Origin of the sequence: Streptomyces prunicolor, from assembly GCF_045162825.1 — a bacterium.
GTDB lineage: Bacteria > Actinomycetota > Actinomycetes > Streptomycetales > Streptomycetaceae > Streptomyces > Streptomyces prunicolor.
The window spans coordinates 2,476,606-2,497,857 of the sequence record NZ_CP108676.1 but is presented as its reverse complement, the minus strand read 5'-3'; the positions used below and the strand labels follow the sequence as shown (position 1 = coordinate 2,497,857).

General features: G+C 70.7%; 22 protein-coding genes. 10 read left to right on the top strand and 12 right to left on the bottom strand.

Annotated elements, in window-relative coordinates; genetic code table 11:
- Positions 1–18: 18 nt before the first annotated feature.
- The 4 genes from OG588_RS11195 to OG588_RS11180 all read left to right on the top strand — a co-directional run bounded on the left by OG588_RS11195 (position 19) and on the right by OG588_RS11180 (position 3,460).
- Complete coding sequence (locus OG588_RS11195; RefSeq protein WP_405947145.1) at positions 19–1,014, top strand: GlxA family transcriptional regulator; 996 nt, start codon at positions 19–21, stop codon at positions 1,012–1,014.
- Positions 1,011–1,502: a GNAT family N-acetyltransferase gene (locus OG588_RS11190; protein WP_405947144.1), complete on the top strand. Its 492-nt coding sequence runs from the start codon at positions 1,011–1,013 to the stop codon at positions 1,500–1,502. Before OG588_RS11195 ends, OG588_RS11190 begins: the two co-directional genes overlap by 4 nt.
- Before the next feature lie 77 nt (positions 1,503–1,579).
- Positions 1,580–2,302 carry a DsbA family oxidoreductase gene (locus OG588_RS11185; RefSeq protein WP_405947143.1) on the top strand — a complete coding sequence of 241 codons (723 nt, stop codon included), beginning with the start codon at positions 1,580–1,582 and terminating at the stop codon, positions 2,300–2,302.
- A 108-nt stretch (positions 2,303–2,410) separates the two neighbouring features.
- Positions 2,411–3,460, top strand: coding sequence for an aminotransferase class V-fold PLP-dependent enzyme (locus tag OG588_RS11180; protein ID WP_405947142.1), 1,050 nt, complete (start codon positions 2,411–2,413; stop codon positions 3,458–3,460).
- Between the two features lie 72 nt (positions 3,461–3,532).
- Here the strand turns inward: OG588_RS11180 and thpD are convergent, their stop codons facing one another.
- From thpD to OG588_RS11150, 6 genes are all read right to left on the bottom strand, one after another.
- Entirely contained in the window at positions 3,533–4,429 is an 897-nt protein-coding gene (gene thpD, locus OG588_RS11175) for an ectoine hydroxylase (protein WP_405947141.1), read from the bottom strand.
- Positions 4,430–4,434: 5 nt separating this feature from the next.
- Positions 4,435–4,839 carry an ectoine synthase gene (locus OG588_RS11170; protein WP_405947140.1) on the bottom strand — a complete coding sequence of 135 codons (405 nt, stop codon included), beginning with the start codon at positions 4,837–4,839 and terminating at the stop codon, positions 4,435–4,437.
- A gap of 51 nt (positions 4,840–4,890) precedes the next feature.
- Positions 4,891–6,162 carry a diaminobutyrate--2-oxoglutarate transaminase gene (gene ectB / locus OG588_RS11165; protein WP_405947139.1) on the bottom strand — a complete coding sequence of 424 codons (1,272 nt, stop codon included), beginning with the start codon at positions 6,160–6,162 and terminating at the stop codon, positions 4,891–4,893.
- A gap of 70 nt (positions 6,163–6,232) precedes the next feature.
- Positions 6,233–6,739, bottom strand: coding sequence for a diaminobutyrate acetyltransferase (gene ectA, locus OG588_RS11160; protein ID WP_405947138.1), 507 nt, complete (start codon positions 6,737–6,739; stop codon positions 6,233–6,235).
- Positions 6,740–6,982: 243 nt separating this feature from the next.
- Complete coding sequence (locus tag OG588_RS11155; RefSeq protein WP_405947137.1) at positions 6,983–7,507, bottom strand: DinB family protein; 525 nt, start codon at positions 7,505–7,507, stop codon at positions 6,983–6,985.
- Positions 7,508–7,695: 188 nt separating this feature from the next.
- Positions 7,696–8,796 (bottom strand): pyridoxal-phosphate-dependent aminotransferase family protein, encoded by a 1,101-nt coding sequence (locus OG588_RS11150; RefSeq protein ID WP_405947136.1) that lies wholly within the window; start codon positions 8,794–8,796, stop codon positions 7,696–7,698.
- A 224-nt stretch (positions 8,797–9,020) separates the two neighbouring features.
- Here OG588_RS11150 and OG588_RS11145 point away from each other — a divergent pair, with 224 nt between their 5' ends.
- The 5 genes from OG588_RS11145 (at position 9,021) to OG588_RS11125 (ending at position 13,702) form a co-directional block, all read left to right on the top strand.
- The gene (locus tag OG588_RS11145; RefSeq protein WP_405947135.1) at positions 9,021–9,881 is read left to right on the top strand and encodes a transporter substrate-binding domain-containing protein; all 861 of its coding nucleotides are present in this window, start codon (positions 9,021–9,023) and stop codon (positions 9,879–9,881) included.
- Complete coding sequence (locus OG588_RS11140) at positions 9,878–10,717, top strand: amino acid ABC transporter permease (RefSeq protein ID WP_405947134.1); 840 nt, start codon at positions 9,878–9,880, stop codon at positions 10,715–10,717. The genes OG588_RS11145 and OG588_RS11140 overlap by 4 nt, the downstream gene beginning before the upstream one ends.
- Before the next feature lie 14 nt (positions 10,718–10,731).
- Positions 10,732–11,508, top strand: coding sequence for an amino acid ABC transporter ATP-binding protein (locus tag OG588_RS11135; RefSeq protein ID WP_405953091.1), 777 nt, complete (start codon positions 10,732–10,734; stop codon positions 11,506–11,508).
- A 65-nt stretch (positions 11,509–11,573) separates the two neighbouring features.
- The gene (locus OG588_RS11130; protein WP_405947133.1) at positions 11,574–12,665 is read left to right on the top strand and encodes an amidohydrolase family protein; all 1,092 of its coding nucleotides are present in this window, start codon (positions 11,574–11,576) and stop codon (positions 12,663–12,665) included.
- Positions 12,666–12,796: 131 nt separating this feature from the next.
- Positions 12,797–13,702: an SCO1860 family LAETG-anchored protein gene (locus OG588_RS11125; protein ID WP_405947132.1), complete on the top strand. Its 906-nt coding sequence runs from the start codon at positions 12,797–12,799 to the stop codon at positions 13,700–13,702.
- 199 nt (positions 13,703–13,901) lie between these two features.
- Here OG588_RS11125 and cobC read toward each other — a convergent pair whose 3' ends face one another.
- Genes cobC through cobM form a run of 6 tightly spaced genes read right to left on the bottom strand, consistent with a single transcriptional unit; the run spans position 13,902 to position 20,375 of the window.
- Positions 13,902–15,002 carry an Rv2231c family pyridoxal phosphate-dependent protein CobC gene (cobC, locus tag OG588_RS11120; protein WP_405947131.1) on the bottom strand — a complete coding sequence of 367 codons (1,101 nt, stop codon included), beginning with the start codon at positions 15,000–15,002 and terminating at the stop codon, positions 13,902–13,904.
- Positions 14,992–15,930 carry a sirohydrochlorin chelatase gene (locus tag OG588_RS11115; RefSeq protein WP_405947130.1) on the bottom strand — a complete coding sequence of 313 codons (939 nt, stop codon included), beginning with the start codon at positions 15,928–15,930 and terminating at the stop codon, positions 14,992–14,994. The genes cobC and OG588_RS11115 overlap by 11 nt, the downstream gene beginning before the upstream one ends.
- On the bottom strand, positions 15,927–16,517 hold the full coding sequence (locus OG588_RS11110) for a precorrin-8X methylmutase (protein ID WP_405953090.1): 591 nt from the start codon (positions 16,515–16,517) through the stop codon (positions 15,927–15,929). The genes OG588_RS11115 and OG588_RS11110 overlap by 4 nt, the downstream gene beginning before the upstream one ends.
- A 14-nt stretch (positions 16,518–16,531) precedes the next feature.
- Complete coding sequence (cobJ, locus tag OG588_RS11105) at positions 16,532–18,286, bottom strand: precorrin-3B C(17)-methyltransferase (protein WP_405947129.1); 1,755 nt, start codon at positions 18,284–18,286, stop codon at positions 16,532–16,534.
- Entirely contained in the window at positions 18,283–19,542 is a 1,260-nt protein-coding gene (gene cbiE / locus OG588_RS11100) for a precorrin-6y C5,15-methyltransferase (decarboxylating) subunit CbiE (protein WP_405947128.1), read from the bottom strand. The genes cobJ and cbiE overlap by 4 nt, the downstream gene beginning before the upstream one ends.
- Positions 19,539–20,375 carry a precorrin-4 C(11)-methyltransferase gene (cobM, locus tag OG588_RS11095; protein WP_405947127.1) on the bottom strand — a complete coding sequence of 279 codons (837 nt, stop codon included), beginning with the start codon at positions 20,373–20,375 and terminating at the stop codon, positions 19,539–19,541. The genes cbiE and cobM overlap by 4 nt, the downstream gene beginning before the upstream one ends.
- 140 nt (positions 20,376–20,515) lie before the next feature.
- Here cobM and OG588_RS11090 point away from each other — a divergent pair, with 140 nt between their 5' ends.
- Complete coding sequence (locus tag OG588_RS11090; RefSeq protein ID WP_366091711.1) at positions 20,516–21,244, top strand: ZIP family metal transporter; 729 nt, start codon at positions 20,516–20,518, stop codon at positions 21,242–21,244.
- Positions 21,245–21,252 lie beyond the last annotated feature (8 nt).

Genomic DNA, 21,252 nt, shown 5'->3' with positions numbered 1-21,252 from the left:
CGTCCGGAGGTTCTGGCCATGGTCCAGCCCAGCCGTCCCCGTCGGGTCGCCGTCATCGCGGCGACCCCCGTCTCGATGTTCAACCTGGCCATCCCGGAGCTGCTGTTCGGGCGGGTCGAGATCGACGGGGAGCCGGGCTACGAGACGGTCATCTGCGCTCCCGAACCGGGTCCCGTCCCCACCACAGGCGGCCTCGAACTCCACGTACGGCAGGGCCTCGACGCCACGCGGGACGCGGACATGGTCCTCGTCGTCGGCACGGGCCACCGGTACACACCCGACCCGCGCACGGTGACCGCCCTCCGCGAGGCCGCCGCCGCGGGCAAGCGCATCGCCTCCATCTGCAGCGGCGCGTTCGCCCTGGCCGAGGCGGGACTCCTGGACGGCCGCCGGGCCACGACCTACTGGAACCAGGCCGAGGAACTCCGCAGGCGCTATCCGGAGGTCGACCTCACCGGCGACGTCCTCTACGTCCAGGACGGCCAGTTCCTGACCGCCTCCGGATACGCCGCCGGCATCGACCTCTGCCTGCACATCATCCGCACCGACTACGGCGCCGCCGTCGCCAACGAGGTGGCCCGCCTCGCCCTCGTCGCACCCGTACGCCCGGGCGGCCAGACCCAGTTCACGCAGACCCCGCTCCCGCCCGAGCGGGGCACCGCCTGCGCCGACACCCGCGGCTGGGCCATGCGCAACCTCGACAAACCGCTCACCCTCACCGACCTGGCCCGGCACGCGGGCGTGAGCGTCCGCACCCTCACCCGCCGCTTCCACGCGGAGAGCGGCGTGAGCCCCCTCCAATGGCTGCTCCACCAGCGCATCGAGCGCGCCAAGGAACTCCTGGAGACCACCACCCTCCCCATGGACCAGCTGGCCCGAGCCTCCGGCCTGGGCACCGCGGACTCCCTGCGCGCCCACGTGGTCCGCCGCACCGGTCTGACCCCGAGCGCCTACCGGGCCCAGTTCACCCGCCTCGGAACCGAAACAAGCGCCCTCACGTCATCGGTTGCATGATCAGTGACCGTGTCCACGAAACCCGGGTGATCAGAACCGCCCTGCCCGCCGATGCGCAGGCCATCACCGACCTGCACCACCGGGCCCGCTCGACCTACTACCCCGACGGCATCCCGGACGACGGAACGGACTGGCTCGCCGTCTGGCAGGGCGCCATCGCACGCCCCAAGGCCTACGTGCTCTGCCTGCTCGACCAGGGCCGCATCGTCGCCCTGGCCTCCTTCCGCACCCCGGAAGGAGAACCGGCGGAAACGGTCAAGCTGTTCCAGTTCCACGTCGACCCCGACCAGTGGCGCTCCGGCCTCGGTACGGCCCTGCACGCGGCCTGCCTCGAACAGTGGCGGGCCGACGGCCGGCGGACCGTCGTACTCGACGTGCATGTCGACAACGAGCGGGCGCAGGCCTTCTACGTCCGGCAGGGCTGGGTCGCCGAGCCGGCCGACGGCAGTCATCACCTGGAGATGCGCCTGGCCGTGACGGGGGAATGAAGCGAGGCGCCTGAACGTTCACGGGGGATACGGAGGGACTCTCCGTATCCGCCGCACGCCCTGGAAAGAGCCGAAGAATGCGCGTCGAGATCTGGTCGGACATCGCCTGCCCCTGGTGCTACGTGGGCAAGGCCCGCTTCGAGAAGGCCCTCGAGGCCTTCCCGCACCGCGACGGCGTCGAGGTGGTGCACCGCTCCTTCGAGCTCGACCCCGGCCGCGCCAGGACCGACATCCAGCCTGTGCTCAAGATGCTCACCAAGAAGTACGGCATGAGCGAGGCGCAGGCGCAGGCGGGCGAGGACAACCTGGGCGCGCAGGCCGCCGCCGAGGGCCTCGACTACCGCACCCGCGACCGCGACCACGGCAACACCTTCGACATGCACCGCATCCTCCACTTCGCCAAGGACCAGGGCCGCCAGGACGAGTTGATCCAGGCGCTGTACAAGGCGAACTTCGCCGAGGAGCGGTCTGTGTTCGGCGACGACGAGCGGCTTGTCGAGCTTGCCGTCGGTGTCGGCCTGGACGCGGACGCCGCCCGCAAGGTGCTGGCCGACCCGACCGCGTACGCCGACGACGTCCGCGCCGACGAGCGCGAGGCCGCCGAGCTGGGCGCCAACGGGGTCCCGTTCTTCGTCCTGGACCGCAAGTACGGCGTCTCCGGCGCCCAGCCCGCCGAGGTCTTCGCCCAGGCACTGACCCAGGCCTGGGGCGAGCACTCCCCGCTGAAGCTGATCGACAGCGGCGCCGATGTCGACGCGGAGGCGTGCGGCCCCGACGGGTGCGCGGTACCGCAGGCCTGAAAAGGCGCTGGTCAGGGCTGATCGCCCGGTGACCTATAAGTGTTCCTTAGCGGATCCACGTAAAAATTCGCAATGGACGAGGGCTTCTCGGCACCGCAGAGTGGTGACATGGAGACCTTCGAGAGCCTCGTCCGCGCCGAGTTCGCCCCGAAGAACACCTACCTCAACACCGCGAGCACCGGCCTCCTGCCGACCCGCACCGTCACCGCGATGCGCACCGCGATCGAGGCCGCCGCGGTGGGCACGCCGACCGACATGTTCGACGACGTGGAGGCATCGCGCGCAGCCTTCGCACGTCTGGCGGACGTGCCGGTGGGCCGGGTGGCGGCCGGGGCCTCGGTCGCGGTCTACAGCGGACTGATCGCCTCGTCACTACCGGCGGGCGCCGAAGTCCTCACCGCCGAGGCCGACTTCAGCTCGGTCGTGAACCCCTTCCACATGCGCCCCGACCTCAAGGTCCGCAGCGTCCCACTGGAGCGGATCGCCGAGTCGGTACGCCCCGGCACCGCACTCGTCGCGGTCAGCGCCGCCCAGTCCGCCGACGGCCGGATCGCCGACCTGCCCGCGCTCCGGGCGGCGGCACGCGAACACGGGGCGCGTACGTACGTCGACGCGTCGCAGGCCGTCGGCTGGTTCGACCTCGACGCGGGCGCCTACGACTATGTCGCCGCCGTCGGCTTCAAGTGGCTCTTCTGCCCGCGCGGGGTCGCGTTCCTGGTCACCCCGGCGGACCTCGGCGGCCTCAACCCGATCTTCGCCGGCTGGGTGGCGGGCGAGGCACCCTGGGACAGTTGCTACGGCCCGGTCGAGGAACTCGCCCACTCCGCCCGCCGGTTCGACGAGAGCCCGGCTCTCTTCTCCTACGCCGGTGCCCGCCACTCCCTCGCGCTGCTGGAGGAGTTGGGCGTGGCGGCCGTACGCACCCACGACCTGACCCTCGCCGACCGCTTCCGCGCGGGCCTCGACGCCCTCGGCCATGAGCCCATCGCATCCCCAGGCGCACCGATCGTCTCCGTGCCCGGACTCGGCCGCAGGCAGGGTGAGTTGAGCGCGGCCGGGGTCGAAGTCTCCAACCGGGCGGGGAACTTGCGCGCGGCCTTCCACCTCTACAACACCGCCGAGGACGTGGACCGGTTGCTCGACGTCTTCGCCGGCTGACGGACACGGCGAAGGGCACCCCGGTCGCCGTGACCGAGGTGCCCTGTGTCCTTGCGGCGAACCGCCTGGCCGTCACTTCACCGGCGTGAAGTCCCTGGCCCCGATGAACTCGGGCCGTCGTACCGGCGCGGCGAACGGCTCAACTGCCTTGTTCTCCACGCTGTTGAACACGATGAAGACGTTGCTGCGGGGGAACGGCGTGATGTTGTCGCCGGAGCCGTGCATGCAGTTGCAGTCGAACCACGTCGCCGAACCGGCCCTGCCCGTGAACAACTTGATGCCGTACTCGGAGGCCATGCCGGTCAGCGCCTCGTCGGACGGGGTGCCCGCGTCCTGCATCTGGAGCGACTGGCGGTAGTTGTCCTCGGGGGTCGCGCCCGCGCAGCCCAGGAACGTCCGGTGCGAGCCCGGCATGATCATGAGGCCGCCGTTGGTGTCGTGGTTCTCGGTGAGCGCGATCGACACGGACACGGTGCGCATGTTCGGCAGGCCGTCCTCGGCGTGCCAGGTCTCGAAGTCGGAGTGCCAGTAGAAGCCGCTCGCGCCGAAGCCGGGCTTCACGTTGATCCGGGACTGGTGGACGTACACGTCCGAGCCGAGGATCTGCCGGGCCCGCCCGACGACCCGCTCGTCCCGCACGAGCCGCGCGAACACCTCGCTGATCCGGTGCACTTCGAAGACGGACCGGATCTCCTTGGACTTCGACTCGACGATCGACCGCTCGTCGTCCCGGATCGCGGGGTCGGCGACAAGGCGCTCCAACTCCCGCCGGTAGAGGCCGACTTCGTCGTCCCCGAGGAGTTCCTCCATGGCGAGGAAGCCGTCGCGCTCGAACGCCTGGAGGTCACCGTTCGGGATCGGGCCCGGGGTGTCGGGGGAGCCCCAGACGACGGGGTCCTTGCGCGGGACGGACACCTCGGTGGTGCCGCGGCTGGGGTACAGGTCGGTGACGCTGGTGACGGTGGTCATGCTCGTCACACCTCCTCGGGTTCCGTGAGCAGCGGGTAGATGCCGTTCTCGTCGTGGTCCTCCCGTCCGGTGACGGGCGGGTTGAAGACACAGATGCAGCGGAAGTCCTCCTTGATCCGCATCGTGTGCCGCTCGTGTCCGTCGAGGAGGTACATGGTCCCGGGCGTGATCGTGTACGTCTTCCCGGTCTCCTCGTCGGTGAGTTCGGCGTGGCCCTCGACGCAGACGACGGCCTCGATGTGGTTCGCGTACCACATCGACGTCTCGGTGCCCGCGTAGAGGACGGTCTCGTGCACCGAGAAACCGACCCGCTCCTTGGCGAGGACGATGCGCTTGCTCTCCCAGGTGCCGGACGCGGCCTTGATGTGCCGGTCGGTGCCTTCGAGTTCCTTGAACGAACGGACAATCACGGGCTGTTTACGCCTCCTTGACGCGGTGTCAGATGGTGGTGAAAGGGGTGGTCAGACTGTTTCCCGTACGGCGCGGGCGAGGATGCTCAGCCCCTCGTCCAGCTCTTCGGGGGTGATGGTCAGCGCGGGCAGCAGCTTCACGACCTCGCTCTGCGGCCCCGACGTCTCGACGAGCAGGCCGAGTTCGAAGGCGCGGGCGCAGATCCGCCCGGCGCGCTCGGGGTCCTTGAACTCGATGCCCCAGACCAGCCCGCGGCCCCGGTACTCCTTGATGTCGGCGAGGTTCTCCTCGGTGATGGAGATCAGCCCCTGCTCGACCTGCTCACCGCGGGTCCGGGTCTGCTTCTCCATCGCGGAGCCGTCCGCCCAGTACGTCTCCAGGGCGGCGGTGGCGGTGACGAACGCCGGGTTGTTGCCGCGGAAGGTGCCGTTGTGCTCGCCCGGCTCCCAGATGTCCAGCTCGGGCTTGAACAGGCACAGGGACATGGGAAGGCCGTAGCCGCTGATGGACTTCGACACGGTGACGATGTCGGGCACGACCCCGGACTCCTCGAAGGAGAAGAACGCGCCGGTGCGTCCGCAACCCATCTGGATGTCGTCGACGATGAGCAGCATGTCCTGGCGCTCGCACAACTCGGCGAGCGCGCGCAGCCATTCGGGGCGGGCGACGTTGATGCCGCCCTCGCCCTGCACGGACTCGACGATCACGGCGGCCGGCTTGTTGAGGCCGGAGCCCTGGTCCTCCAACAACCGCTCGAACCACAGGAAGTCGGGGACCTTGCCGTCGAAGTAGTTGTCGAACGGCATCGGCGTACCGTGCACCAGCGGGATACCCGCACCGGCCCGCTTGAAGGCGTTGCCGGTCACGGCCAGCGAGCCCAGGGACATGCCGTGGAAGGCGTTGGTGAACGACACGATCGACTCGCGCCCCTTCACCTTCCGCGCCAACTTCAGCGCGGACTCAACGGCGTTGGTGCCGGTCGGGCCCGGGAACATCACCTTGTACGGCAGGTCGCGCGGGCGCAGCACCAGGTCCTGGAAGGTCTGCAGGAACGCGCGCTTGGCACCGGTCGACATGTCGAGCCCGTGGGTGACGCCGTCGCGTTCCAGGTAGTCGATCAACGCCCGTTTCAGGACCGGGTTGTTGTGCCCGTAGTTGAGCGAGCCGGCGCCCGCGAAGAAGTCGAGGTAGGCGTGGCCGTCCTCGTCGTACATACGGCTGCCCCGGGCCCGGTCGAAGACGGTGGGCCAGGCGCGGCAGTAGCTGCGGACCTCGGACTCCAGGGTCTCGAAGACGCTGAGATCGGGCTGGGTGATGGTCACGCGAATCGCTCCTAGGTGTGGGGGGTACAGCGGGAAGCCCGGGGAGGAAACCGCCGGGGTCTTCGAAGACTCAGAGGCTCAGCGGGCCGATGCGGTACAGCACCTCGGGGTCGTGCGGTCCGTCGGGGAAGTCACCGGCCTCGAACAGGACCGTGCGTTCGACGGGGGCGCCGTGACGTTCGGCGTACGACGTGAAGAGGCGCTCGGACGCGGTGTTGCCGGGCGTGATCGTGGTCTCGATCTCGGTCACCCCGTACTCGGCGTCGACCCGCTCGGTGAGCCCGTCGAGCAGCCGTGCGGCCAGCCCGCGACCACGCTGCGCGGCGTCGACGGCCACCTGCCACACGAGCAGGGTGCCGGGCCGCTCCGGCCGCACATACCCGGTGACGAACCCGACCGGCTCTCCGCGCTCGTCCCGCACGACGGCCGAGGTGCCGGAGAAGTCCCGGCACCACAGGAGATAGCTGTACGACGAGTTCAGGTCGAGGGCGTGCGAGTCCTTGGCGATACGCCACAACGCGGCGCCGTCGGCCACCGTGGGGCGGTCGATGTGCAGGTCTGCTTGGGTGGCAGTCATGCGAATTGAATTTACCGAGGGAAATTCGAAATTGCATGGAGGGATGGGGTTACGTCTGAGGCAGCGCTGTGTTATCACGCGTGCGAAGCCGCAGGTTATGCACCGTTTTGACCCGTTAATAAGGCGCAAAACGCGCGGCTTGTGTAACGGGTCACAGGAGTGTAACCCTCACGAGATCTACGCGAATTATTTGCGTTTAGGTGCACGGAAATCGGGCAGAAGAATTCTGGAATTACATCCGAATTAGGCCCCGGTCAATCCGTCGATGCTTTCCCGCAGAATATCGGCGTGACCGTTGTGCCGGGCGTACTCCTCGACCAGATGAATCAGCACCCACCGCAGACTGACCTCGACCCCGGCCATCGGCCCGTCGGGGATCCGCCCGTGGTCGTCGAGCGACAGCCCGGCGCGGTGCTCCTGCCCGCGCGCGATCTCCCGGCGCCACACGGCCAGCGCCTGCTCGATCCCGCGCCCGGGTTCGAGGGCGTATCCGTCCTCGCTGCCGTACACCGTCGGCACGTCGAGCCCGAACACCCGCTGGAACCAGGTCCGTTCGACCTCGGCGAGATGCTGGACCAGGCCGAGCAATGTCAGCGAGGAGGGCTCGGCCGCGGCGAGCCGCACCTGTGTGTCATCGAGGCCGGCGCACTTCACCTCCAGCGTGGCGCGATGAAACGCGAGCCAGCTTTCGAGCATGGGGCGCTCGGCGCCGGTCATGAGGGGGATGGGGCGGCCGTCGGGCAGGGTCCGGGGCGTGTCGGTGGTCATGCGGGGGAGCATGGCACGGGGGGTCTGTGCCGGGGCCTTTCCAGTGCAGGCCGGCATGATCCAGCCCGTTGGGGGTCCCCCCTCTGGGGGAGTTTGAGGACGAGGCCTCTTCAGGGCCGATCGGGGGTCTCGGGGTCTGGAGTCCTGCGGTCTGGGGGCGGAGCCCCCAGAAGGACCTCAGCCCACGACTACCGCCACGCACTCTCCACGGCAGCCCGGGCCCCCTCCCGATCCACCGGCACCCCCAGCTCGCCCAGTGCCGCGCCCAGCGCTGCCAAGGAGCCCTGTACCGCGCCCACCGTCGCGTCCACCCCGTAGTGGTTGACCCGGATCATCTCCTTCGCCAGGGCGCCCCCACCCGCGGCGAGCGGCAGCGCGGGGTCCGAGAACAGGGCCCTCGCCACCAGGTCCGAGGCGACGACACCCGGCGGTGTCCTGAGTGTCGTGGCGACCGGGGCGGCCTCGGACGCGTCGTGGACGTACGGGACGAGACCGCCGCCCAGGGCCACCGCGCCCGCGCGCGTCGCCGCCGCCGCGACCGCGTGGCGGCGCATCACCGCGTCCAGCCCCTCCGACTCGATCCGCTCCACGCACGCCTCCAGCGCCAGCATCTCCAGCTGCGCCGGTGCGTGCAGCAGCGTCTTGCGGCCCGCGTCCACCCAGCGCTCCTTCCAGTCGAGGAGGGAGAGGTACGACCGGCGCGGCGCCCCCGGGTTGGCGGACATCCGTGCCCACGCCCGCGCGCTCACCGACACCGCCGACACACCCGCCGGTCCACCCATCGCCTTCTGCGCCCCGATCACGCACAGGTCGACACCCCACGCGTCCGGCAGCACCGGCTCCGCGCCGATCGAGGCCACCGCGTCGAGGTAGAAGAGTGCGCCGTGCGCGCGCACCACCTCGCCGATCTCCGCGACCGGGTTGGTGTTGCCGGTCGCCGCCTCCGCGTGGACGAGGGACACGAAGTCGATCTCGGGGCGCTCGGCGAAGGCCTCCCGGATCTGCTCGGCGGTCACCGCCGTGTGGAACGGGACGGCGAGGTCGATCACTTCGGCACCGCAGTCCCGCAGCCAGTTCCCGAAGGTCTGCCCGTAGGGGCCGGTGATGACGTTCAGCGCGACCGTGCCCGGACCGGCCGCCGAGCGGATCGCGCCCTCCAGCGGCAGCAACGCCTCGCCCTGCATGATCACGACATCCTGCTCGGTACCGAGCAGCCGGGCCACCCGGTCCTCGATCGCGGCGAAGTGCGCGGCGCTCAGCGGGGCCAGGTCGAGGAAGGGGTGGGTCATGGCGGTGCTCTTTCGCTCGCGGGGAGGGGGGAGGGGGAGGGGAGGGAGGGAGGGGCGGTCCTGATCGACGGAGATGAGCGTAACCGGCGCCCCTCACCACCCTCCGTGCCCCTCCGACCGACGACTTCTTAGCCCGGACGGCCCCCTGGTCACCGTTCCGGGTGAGCGCCCCACCGGACTCCTTCCAATAATCGGAACCCATAGTTCCGTCACAGGAGGCCTCCGTGAACACGCTCCTCGGCCGCCGGGCCCGCACCCTGGCCGCCACCACCGCGACGGCCGCACTCGCCCTAGTCCTCGCGGCCGGCTGCACGTCGAGCGACAGCGGCGGCAGCGGTTCGAAGACCGCCGCCGGTGGCGTCGAACTCGTCAAGGCCGGCCGGCTCACCACCTGCACGCACCTGCCCTACCCGCCCTTCCAGTCCGAGATCGAGGGCAAGGTGCAGGGCTTCGACGTCTCCCTCATCGACCTGGTCGCCAAGAACCTCGGCGTGAAGCAGACGATCCTCGACACCCCCTTCGAGAACTTCAAGACCGGCGCCTTCCTCAACGCCGACGAGTGCGACCTGGCCGCCGCCGGCATGACCATCACCGCCGAGCGCAAGAAGAACGTCGACTTCTCCGACCCGTACTTCGACGCCACCCAGGCCGTCCTCGTCGACAAGAAGAGCGGGATCACCTCCCTCGCCGACGTGAAGACCAAGGGCAAGAAGCTCGGCGCGCAGGCGCAGACCACCGGCGAGGACTACGCCAAGAGCAAGGGCTTCGACCCCGTCTCCTTCGAGTCCTCCGACGCAGTCCTCAACGGCCTGCGCACCGGCCAGGTCCAGGCCGTCATCATCGACTACCCGGTCGTCCAGGGCTGGCTCAGGACCAAGGCCAACGCCGACGCGTTCCAGGTCGTCGACAACCTCAACACCGGTGAGCAGTACGGCTTCACGGTCAAGAAGGGCAACACGAAACTCCTCGCCGCGATCAACAGGGCGATCAAGGACGCGAAGGCGGACGGCACGTACAAGAAGCTGTACGAGAAGTGGATCGGCCCGTACGACGCCACGGCCACCGCCTCTCCGTCGGCCTCATGACCGGCGACACCGCGGACCCCCAACTCCAGCCCAGGAGACAGGGGTTGAGCAGACGTCAGCGGCGCAGGCTGTCCCAGGGCGTGCAGTACGCCGTCTTCGCCGCCGTCGTGATCGCCTTCGCGGTCACCGCCGACTGGGGCCGCCTGAAGAACCAGTTCGCGCAGTGGAGCATCGCCAAGCAGATGTTCCCGGACGTCATCACCCTCGCGCTCAAGAACACCGTGCTGTACACCCTGTCGGGCTTCGTCTTCGGGCTGGTCCTCGGCATGGTCGTGGCGCTGATGCGGCTGTCGTCCGTGGGGCCCTACCGCTGGCTCGCGGGGATCTACATCGAGATCTTCCGCGGCCTGCCCGCCCTGCTGATCTTCATCTTCGTCGGCGTCGCGGTGCCGCTCGCCTTCCCCGGCACGGAGATCATCGGCGGTACCTACGGCAAGGTCGCCCTCGCGCTCGGCCTGGTGTCGGCCGCGTACATGGCGGAGACGATCCGCGCGGGCATCCAGGCGGTGCCCAAAGGGCAGTTGGAGGCGGCCCGTTCACTCGGCTTCTCGCAGGCGAGGGCCATGGTCTCGATCATCGTCCCGCAGGCCTTCCGCATCATCCTCCCGCCGCTGACCAACGAACTCGTCCTCCTCTTCAAGGACTCCTCCCTGGTCCTGTTCCTCGGCGTCACCCTGGAAGAACGCGAACTGTCCAAATACGGAAGGGACTTGGCGAGTACGACGGCCAACTCCACGCCGATCCTGGTGGCGGGCCTGTGCTATCTCCTCGTCACGATCCCGCTGAGCTTCGTGGTGCGCCGGATGGAGACGAAGACGGGGGAGGCGGTCCGGTGAACGGCCGTCCAGTCGTGGGCACTCCGGAGATCCAAGTACGCGGCCTGCACAAGTCGTTCGGCGCCAACGAGGTGCTGCGCGGCATCGACCTGGAGATCGGCCAGGGCGAGGTCGTGTGCGTCATCGGCCCCTCCGGTTCCGGCAAGTCCACCCTCCTGCGGTGCGTGAACCTGCTCGAAGTACCCACCAAGGGGCGGGTGTTCGTCGGCGGCACGGAGATCACCGATCCCGATGTGGACATCGACGCCGTACGCCGCCGTATCGGCATGGTCTTCCAGCAGTTCAACCTCTTCCCGCACTTGACCGTCACCGAGAACCTCACCCTGCCCCAACGCCGGGTCCTGCGCCGGGACAAGGCGGAGGCGGCGAAGGTCGCCGCCGAGAACCTGCGCCGCGTGGGCCTCTCCGAGAAGGCCACCGCCTACCCCGCGTCCCTCTCCGGCGGCCAGCAGCAACGCGTCGCGATCGCGAGGGCGTTGGCGATGGGCCCCGAGGTGATGTTGTTCGACGAACCGACGTCGGCACTCGACCCGGAGTTGGTGGGGGACGTGCTGGCGGTGATGCGGATGCTGGCGAACGAGGGCATGACGATGATGGTGGTCACCCACGAGATGACGTTCGCGCGCGAGGTGGCCGACCGGGTTGTGTTCATGGACGGTGGAGTGATCGTTGAGGACGGCACTCCGGCCCAGGTCATCACCAACCCACGGCACGACCGCACCCGCCATTTCTTGTCGAGGCTCCTGGACCCAGCGATGGCTGAGGTACAGGACGAGGAAAGCGCCCCCTAAAGGGGCGCGGGGAACTGCGCGACCAGCCACAACGGACCCGCACCCGACGAACTATCGTGCGTTCCATGAGCGATCTACCGGTGCTGCACATGAAGGGTCGAGTCCTGGTGGGCCCCGAGGACATCCGCGACGAACTCTGGGTGATCGACGGCCGCATCACCTACGAGCATCCCCGCGACGCCCATGACATCCGGACGGTCGACGGCTGGGCCCTCCCCGGCCTGGTCGACGCCCACTGCCACGTAGGCCTAGGCACACACGGCCCCGTAGACACCGACACCGCCGAGCAACAGGCCCGCACCGACCGCGACGCCGGCACCCTCCTGCTCCGCGACGCGGGCTCGCCCTCCGACACCCGCTGGGTCGACGACCGCGAGGACCTCCCGAAAATCATCCGCGCGGGCAAACACATCGCCCGCACCCGCCGCTACATCCGCAACTTCGCCCACGAGATCGAACCCGACGAACTCGTCGCCCACGTCGCCCAGGAAGCCCAACGCGGCGACGGCTGGGTCAAGTTGGTGGGCGACTGGATCGACCGCGACCTCGGCGACCTCTCCGCCTGCTGGCCGCGCGAGGCGGTGGAGGCGGCCATCGCCGAGGCCCACCGGCTCGGCGCGCGCGTCACCGCGCACTGCTTCGGCGAGGACGCGTTGCGCGACCTGGTCGAGGCGGGCATCGACTGCATCGAGCACGCGACCGGCCTCACCGAGGACCTCGTCCCGCTGTTCGCCTCACGGGGCGTCGCGATTGTCCCGACCCTCGTGAACATCGCGACCTTCCCGCAGCTCGCGGACGGCGGCGACGCCAAGTTCCCGCGCTGGTCGGCCCATATGCGGCGACTGTACGAGCGCCGCTACGACACCGTGCGCGCCGCCTACGACGCCGGGGTCCCGGTCTACGTCGGCACGGACGCCGGCGGCTCCCTCGCCCACGGCCTGGTCGCCGCCGAGGTCGCCGAACTCGTCACCGCCGGCATCCCGGCCGTAGAGGCGCTGTCGGCGACCGCGTGGGGTGCGCGGCGGTGGCTCGGGCGGCCCGGGTTGGAGGAGGGCGCGCCGGCGGACTTCGTCGTCTACGAGGCGGACCCGCGCGCCGATGTGCGCGTGCTGGCGTCGCCGCGGCGGGTGGTGCTGAACGGGCTGGTGGTCGAATAGTCGCCAGTCGATTCGAATGCGTTCACGGAAAACCCACGATGGGGTGAAGTGACGCAGGATCGCTGACGGTTCACTCGTCGTGGGTAATTCTTACCGGGTCCCAAGCATGTCTCTTCTGGGGGTCCCACACCTTGAACGGCACCAACTTCCGCATGCCCGCACGCCGTTGGGCCACTGTGGCCACGGCGACCGCCCTCGCCGCCGGTCCCGTGGCGCTGGCCGGCGTGGGTTCCGCCCACGCGACCGTTGACCAGGGTCGCGCGAGCGCCGTAGTGCTCCGCACCGGGCTCGATGTGTCCCTGCTCAACAAGACCGTGGACGTCCCGCTCGCGGTCTCCCTCAACGAGGTCCAGGCACCGCAGAGCGCCGAAAAGACCGCGCTCACCGCCCAGTTGGACGGGGTGAACGGCGGGCAGCCGTTCAGTGTGCTCGGCGCGGACGTCGCCACGGCGAAGGCGACGGTGTCCGCGACCAAGGCCGAGGGGTACACGAACCTCGCCCACGCGCGGCTCCATGTGCCCGGGCTGCCACTGCTCTCGCTCATCGAGATCGACGCGGTCACGTCGAAGGCGACGTGCGAGGCCGGGAAGGCGCCGGTCGCCACGTCGCATCTGCCGGGGGCGGTGACGGTGCTCGGCAAGCGGATCACGGTGACCGCGAGCGGTCCTACGGAGGTTCAGGTGCCGGGGGTCGGTTCGGTGAGCCTCGATCTGTCCAAGACGTCGACCACGTCCCGTACGGCGGCTGCGACCGCGCTCGAACTCAAGGTCTCGGTCAACCCGTTGAAGCTGAACGTGGCTGATGTGGAGGGGACGGTGACTTTGGCGCAGGCGACGTGTGAGGCACCGAAGGCTGTTGCCGTGACTCCGCCCTCTTCGCAGCCGGCGCCGGATGTGAAGCCCCAAGGGGCGCCTGCGGAGGCGGGGTTGGCCGAGACGGGAGGCAGCTCCATGACGCCGTACATCGCGGGCGGGGCGGTGTTGTTGCTGGCGACGGGTGGTGGAGCGCTGATGATGACGCGCCGGCGTCGAAGCTGAGCAACTACCTTTCCCACCCACCCACCCGTCTCGGGCGTTTTGGAGGCTCACCCTTCAACCGACAGCAAACGGGCGGGCGAGAAAGGCTTGAAGGCCAACCACTTGGCCAACCGAGTCGGGCGGGCGGGTGGGCAAGGCTTGGACGGTCATCTCTTGGCCAACCGAGTCGGGTGGGCGGGTGGCAGAGGCGGAGCCCACCTCACCGCCCCGCCAACGTCACCGCCTGATCCAACGCCTGCAGAAACCGATTCACCGTCGCCCGATCCCGCACCGCGAGCCGTAGCCACGCCTCACCCAACCCCGGAAACGTGTCCCCACGGCGAACGGCGAAGCCCAGGTCGCGCAGGTGCCGTCGTACGGCGACCGCGTTCGGGACGCGGACGAGGACGAACGGTCCCTCGGCAGGCTCCATGACCCGGAGTCCGTCGGGGGTGAACTCGGTCAGCCCGGCGACGAGATGCGCCCGGTCGGCGGCGACACGGTGCGCGGCGTGGGCGGCCTCGGCCAGAGCCCGCGGCTCCATGCAGGCCTCCGCCGCAGCCAGCGCCGGCGAGGACACCGGCCACAACGGCTGGGCCCGCTCCAGTTCCGCGATCGTCTCGGGCGCGGCAAGGACGTAGCCGATCCGCAGCCCGGCAAGACCCCACATCTTGGTGAGGCTGCGGAGGACCACCAGGCCGGGGACGTCCGTCCGGCCCGCCAACGACTCCCGCTCACCCGGCACCGCGTCCATGAACGCCTCGTCGACCACCAACGTCCGCCCGGGGCGGGCGAGTTGGGAGATCGCCGCAGCTGGGTGCAGGACGGACGTCGGGTTCGTCGGGTTGCCGATCACCACCAGGTCCGCGTCCTCGGGCACTCCCCGCACCGCCCCCGGACCCAGCCGGAAACCGTCCGCCTCCCGCAACAGCACCCGCTCCACCGTGTGCCCCGCGTCCCGCAGCGCCGCCTCCGGCTCCGTGAACTGCGGGTGCACGACGACCGGCTGACGGACCTTCAGCGCGCGGGCGAGCAGCACGAAGGCCTCGGCCGCACCCGCCGTGAGCAACACCCGCTCCACCGGCAGCCCGTGCCGCGCCGCGACCGCCGCCCGCGCGGCCCGCCCGTCCGGATAGGCGGCGAGACCGGTCAGCGAACCGGCTATCCGCTCGCGCAGCCAGGCCGGGGGAGTGTCCGCGCGGACGTTCACGGCGAGGTCGATCAACTGGGCGCCGTCGTCCCGGACTTCGACGTCACCGTGATGGCGCAGATCGTGGGCTCTGTCCGTCGGATCGTGGTCGTGGGCTCTGTCAGTGTGCATGGGCGTGCCCACCGTGATGGTGATGCCCGTGGTGGTGACCGTCGTGGTCGTGACCGTCGTCGTCCGGGTGGAAGTGCGGCTGCTGCGGCTGCCCCACCTTGTCCTCGAAGCCGGGCAGCGCGATGCGGTACACGCACGAGTCGCAGTTCATCCGCAGATCACCCTTGACCGCCTCCCGGTACCGCTCCATCACCAGGTCGAGCAACTCCGGCTCGGGGCCGATGACTTCGGCGGACCGTACCTCGATCTCGGGGTGGGCCGCCGCCCAGCCCTCCGTCTGCTGCCGCACCCGTTCCGGCAGGATGCCGGTGAACAGGAAGTACGGCAGGACGACGATCCGCCGGGCGCCCAGCTTCACACACCGGTCGAGGCCGCTCGGCACGTCCGGCGCCGCGAGCGACACGAACGCCGGTTCCACGCCCGCGTATCCGCGCCCCTCCCACAGCAGCCGCGCCGCCTTGTGCACCTCGGCGTTGGCGTCCGGGTCGGTCGAACCGCGCCCCACCAGCAGCACGGTCACATCGGCCCGGTCGGCGGGCGTGCGCACCGACTCGCCCAGCGCCTCGTCGAGCCGCCGCTCCAGCACGTTCAGCAGCGACGGGTGCGGGCCCAGCGGACGCCCGTAGGTGTACGAGATCCCCTCGTGCCGCTCCTTCTCCCGGGCCAGCGCCGCCGGGATGTCCCCCTTGGCGTGCCCGGCGGACACCAGCATCAGCGGTACGGCGGCGAACCGGCGCACCCCCCGTTCCACCAGCTCGGTCACCGCGTCCCCGAGCGGTGGCGGCGACAGCTCGATGAACCCGCCCGCGACGGGCAGTTCGGGGTGACGGCGGCCCAACTCCCGTACGAAGGACCGGAACGCCTCGGCTCCGGCCTCGTCCCGGGTGCCGTGTCCGGCGATGAGCAGGGCGGGCGGCGGGGTGGTCACGATTTCTCCTCGATAGGTGAAACAGGTTGATACAGCAGGGCGTTGAGGGCGGCCGCGGCCACCGCCGAACCGCCCTTCTCGGACACGTTGCTCACCGCGGGCAGCCCGCTCGCGCGCAACGCGGCCTTGGACTCGACCGCGCCGACGAAGCCGACGGGCAGCCCGATGACGAGCGCGGGGGAGGCGTCCAGCGTCAGCAACTCCTCCAGGGCGGTCGGCGCGTTGCCGATCACCCACAGGGCGCCGGGCCCGACCTCCTCGTAGGCGAGCCGGATCGCGTGTGCCGAACGGGTCAGCCCCGGCCCGGACTCGGCGTCCTTGAGTCGGCACACGGTCCGGCGCCCGGTGATCCCGGCCGCGACCATCGCCACGTCCACCACCACCGGCGCCCCCGCGTGCAGCGCGGCGTGCGCCTTCGCCAACTCGCCCTCGTCCAGGACGAGATCGGTCGCGTACTCCAGGTCGGCGGCGGAGTGGACGACCCGCTCCACGACCGCGCGGGTCAGCGGCGGCAAGTGCGAGGTGTCCAGCCGGGCGCGCATCCGCCGGTAGGACTCCACCTCGATCGGATGAACCACACGCTCCACCCGGTCCACAGAACTCACTTCGCCACCTCCTGCGCTGCCTGCGCTGCCTGCGCTGCCTGCGCTGCCTGCGCTGCCTGACCTGCCTGCGACGCCTGCCAGCGGTACCCACGCGGCGTCACCATGCGCCCCGCGATGTCCCGGGTGGCCGTGTTGCCCACGGTCACCACCGTCATCATGTCGACCCACGCCGGATCCAGCGCGGCCAATGTCGTCAGCCGACTGGACTCGTCGGGCCGCGAGGCGTTCCGTACGACACCGACCGGCGTCGACGGCTCCCGGTGCTCGGCGAGGATCGCGAGGGCCTTCGGGAGCTGCCAATCCCGGCCCCGGCTACGGGGGTTGTAGAACGTCACCACGATGTCCGCCTCGGCCGCCGCCCGCACCCGCCGCTCGATGACCTCCCACGGCGTGTGCAGATCGGAGAGGCTGATGGAGACATGGTCGTGGCCGAGCGGCGCCCCGAGGATCGCCGAGGCGGCCAACGCGGCGGTCACGCCCGGGACTCCGACCACGTCGATGTCGTCCGACGCCTCCGCGAGCGCGGGCGAGGCCATCGCGTACACCCCGGCGTCCCCGCTGCCGATCAGCGCGACCGCCTGCCCCTTGCGCGCCTCGGCCACGGCGGTACGGGCCCGTTCCTCCTCGGCACCGAGCCCCGACTCCAGGACCAGCGTCCCGGGCCGCAGCAGATCGCGGATCTGGTCGACGTACTGGTCGAGCCCCACGAGCACGGCGGCGCGCCGGAGTTCGGCCTTGGCGCGCGGGGTGAGCAGATCCCGGGCGCCGGGCCCGAGCCCGACCACCGCGAGCCGCCCGCGCGCGACCCGTCGTACAACAGCACAGGTCGCCATGGCCGGTTGCCCGTCGGCGTGCTCCGACTTCCGCTTGGGGACGAGGAGTTCGCCCCCGCCGACGAGCGCGGCGGCCTCCGCCACGGACGGCGTGCCCAGGGCCGCCAGGGGAGCGTCGGACGGATTGGGTACCTCCACGGCGGCCAACTCCTCGGCGGAGTAGGTCACCAGCGGCACCCGCAGGCGCTGAGCCGCCTGGACGATGCCGGGCTCCTCCGCCTTGGCGTCCACGGTGGCGAGTTCGGCGATGTTGCCGACGGACAGTCCCGCCTCGCGCAGCGCGTCGTAGACCAGTCCGAGCACCTCGTTCACGGGTGCGCCCTTGGACGCGCCGACCCCGACGACGAGGGACGGCGGCCGCAGCACGACCTCCCGCTCGCCGGGTGCGACGGCCCGATCGGTGACGCGGATGACGTAGGAGCCGCTGTTCGAGACTCGCAGCGGCGGCAGCGGCCACGCCAACTCGGCGTCCAGGGTGACTGGTTCGCCGTCGAGCAGGGCCCGCGAGACCCCGGCGACATCGCCCTCCACGGGGAACCCGAGCGTGTCGAGACCGGGCACACCGACCGCGTCCGTGGCCGTCGTAACCACCGGCTGCGCGGCGAGCAACTCACCCACCTCCACGGCGAGTTCATTGGCCCCGCCGCCGTGCCCGCCGACCAGCGACACGGCGAACCGTCCGCCCTCGTCGACGCACACGACCCCCGGGTCGGTGAGCTTGTCGCCCAGCAGCGGGGCGATCAGCCGTACGACGGCACCCGTGGCGAGGAAGCACACGAGCTGCTCGCACTCCGCGAACGCGGACCGGACGGCGTCCCCCACGGGACCGTCGTACACACGCGTACGGTCAGGCCACGCGGCGGCCAGCCGGTCCCGCGCACCCGCGCCCGCCGCGGTGGCGGAAATGAGGCCGATCACGAAGCAACTCCTTCTCGATACACCGGGGTTCGGGACTCGGGTGTCCTGACGCCCCACAACAGAAAAACAGGATTGGTGGCCGCGAGCCGGGTCACGTCGCCCGGCAGCGGCGCCAGCCGGGACGACTGCAGCAGCACCCCGTCGACCTCGAGACCTGCCGCCGAGAGAGCCTCCCGAACGGCCGGTACCCGGTCCAGGGCGGCCATCGCGACGACCACGGTCCGCCGGGCCCGCCGCGCGGACGCGGTGACGATGGCGGGCAGTTCGCGCCCGCCCCCGCCGACGAACACGGCGTCGGGGTCGTCGAGGTCGGACAGCACGGTCGGCGCCGCCCCGTGCACGGTGTGCACGTCCACGCCGTGCGCCTCGGCGTTGGCGCGGATCCGCTCGACACCGTCCAGGGTCTTCTCGACGGCGGTGACGGCGGCGCCGAGCCGCGCGCACTCGACGGCCACGGACCCGGAGCCCGAGCCGACGTCCCAGACCAGTTCGCCGAGCCGCGGCCCGAGCCGGGCCAGCGCCAGCGCCCGTACCTCGAACTTGGTGATCATCGAGTCCCGGTGCGTGAACTCCCGCTCGTCCAGCGCCCATTGGGCGGGCCCGACGGCAGCCCCGGCGACCGTCCGCACGGCACCCAGCGCTCGCGACTCGTCCAGACACAGCACCACGCTCACCGCCGTACCCCAGTCCCGGGCGGCGGCCTCGGCGGGCGTGACCCGCTCCACCTGCTCCTCCCCGGAACCGAGTGCGGACGCGACGACGAGGACCCGCCCGCCGGTCCGGTGGGTGAGCGCGGCCCCCAGCTCGGCGGGTCCGGCCCCCGGCCCGGTCAGCACCGCGACCTTGGGATGCGCACGGCACGCGTTGACCGCCGTACGCAGATCCCGTCCGTGCGCGCTGACGACGACCGCGTCGTCCCAGGTCAGCCCCGCGCGGGCGAAGGCGGTGGCGACGGAGGAGACGCCGGGGCGGACGTCGAGGGCATCGCTGGTGAACCGTTCCGCCAGCGCCCGTACGATCCCGAAGAACCCGGGGTCCCCCGAGGCCAGCACGACGACGGGCTCGCCCTTCCCGACGTAGGCCTCGATGGTGTCGAGCGCGGGCGCCAGCGGACCGAGGACGACCTGTTCGGCGTCCTCCGGGACCGCCACGGCGGCGAGATGCCGGTGCCCGCCGACGACGAGCCGGGCACCGGCGAGCACGTCCTCCGCGACCGCCGCCCCCGTACCCGTCCCCATGCCCACGACCGTGATCACGTGCTCGCACCCCGCGAGCGCAGGGCCCTGCGGGCCTCCGGGTCGGCCTTGCGGAAGCCGTGGAAGTGGCCCGGGTGGTAGAGGTGCGAGCGGGTGCCGTGGGCGTCGAGGGCCGGGCCGACCAGGAAGAGGGTGTGCTTCCAGAGCTTGTGCTCCTTGACCGTCTCCTCCAGCGTGGCGATCGTGCACTTCACGATCAGTTCCTCCGGCCAGGTCGCCTGGTAGGCGACGACGACGGGCGTCTCCGTCGGATAGCCGCCCTCCAGCAGCTCCCGCACCAACTGCCCGCTGCGGGCGGCCGACAGGAAGATCGCCATGGTCGTGCCGTGGCGCGCGAACTCCCGCACCTCCTCCCCGGGCGGCATCGGCGTCTTGCCCCCGCCGAGCCGGGTGAGGACGACGGACTGCGCGACCTCGGGGATCGTCAGCTCGCGCTGCGCGAGGGCGGCGACGGCGGAGAACGCCGAGACGCCCGGGACGATCTCGGTCGCGATGCCGATCGCGGCGCACCGGTCGACCTGCTCCTGAGTACCGCCCCAGAGGGCAGGATCGCCGGAGTGAATGCGGGCGACCCGCAACCCCTCACTCCCGGCCCGCTCGTAGACGGCGACGACGTCCTCCAGGGACATGGTCGCCGAGTCCAGGATCTCGGCGCCCTCGCGCGCGTGCTGGAGGACCTCGGCCTGCACCAGGCTGGCCGCCCAGATCACCACGTCGGCCTCGGCGATGGCACGCGCGGCACGGAACGTCAGCAGGTCGGCGGCGCCGGGGCCGGCACCGACGAAGGTCACCTTGCCGACGGGGGTATCGGCGTCGGCAGCGGCATCGGCCATGGGGTCGGATCCTCTCAAACACAACATGCGGAACACGCGGAACATACGGAACGTGAGAGACGTGGGGAACGTCAATACGAGTGGGGGTGGAGTGGGGCAGGATGTGCGCGAACAGGGGTTGATCGGATAGCAAGGGGACTATGGCGGTCTTCGTCGCGCTCGGCGCGTTCCTGATGACGCTGGCCGGCGGCTGGACGGCACAGCGGGTGACCGACCGCCGTCATCTCGTGCTGGGCCTGGCCGGCGGCCTGATGCTGGGCGTGGTCGGCCTCGACCTGCTGCCGGAGGCGCTGCGCGCGGCGGGCCGCGAGGTCTTCGGCGTACCGGCCGCCCTGTTGCTCTTCGTGGCCGGCTTCCTCGTGGCCCATCTGGTCGAACGCCTGCTCGCGGCTCGCCAGGCCTCGCACGGAGCCGAGGAGAACAACGGCAGAGCACCCGAGGTGGGCCTCACGGCGGCGGCCGCGATGGTCGGCCACAGCTTCATGGACGGGGTCGCGATCGGCGCCGCGTTCCAGGTGGGCGGCGGCATGGGCACGGCGGTCGCGCTCGCGGTCGTCGCCCATGACTTCGCGGACGGCTTCAACACGTACACGATCACGAGCCTGTACGGCAACGCCCGCCGCAAGGCGATCGCGATGCTGTTCGCGGACGCGGCGGCCCCGGTGGTGGGCGCCGCCTCGACGGCCTTCCTCACCATCCCGGAGGCCCTGCTCGGCGGCTATCTCGGCTTCTTCGGAGGCGTGCTCCTCTACCTCGCCGCCGCCGAGATCCTCCCCGAGGCCCACCACGAACACCCCGCACCCGCGACGCTGCTGTGCACGGTCGCGGGAGCGGCGTTCATCTGGCTGGTGGTGGGCCTGGCCGGCTGATCTTCCGG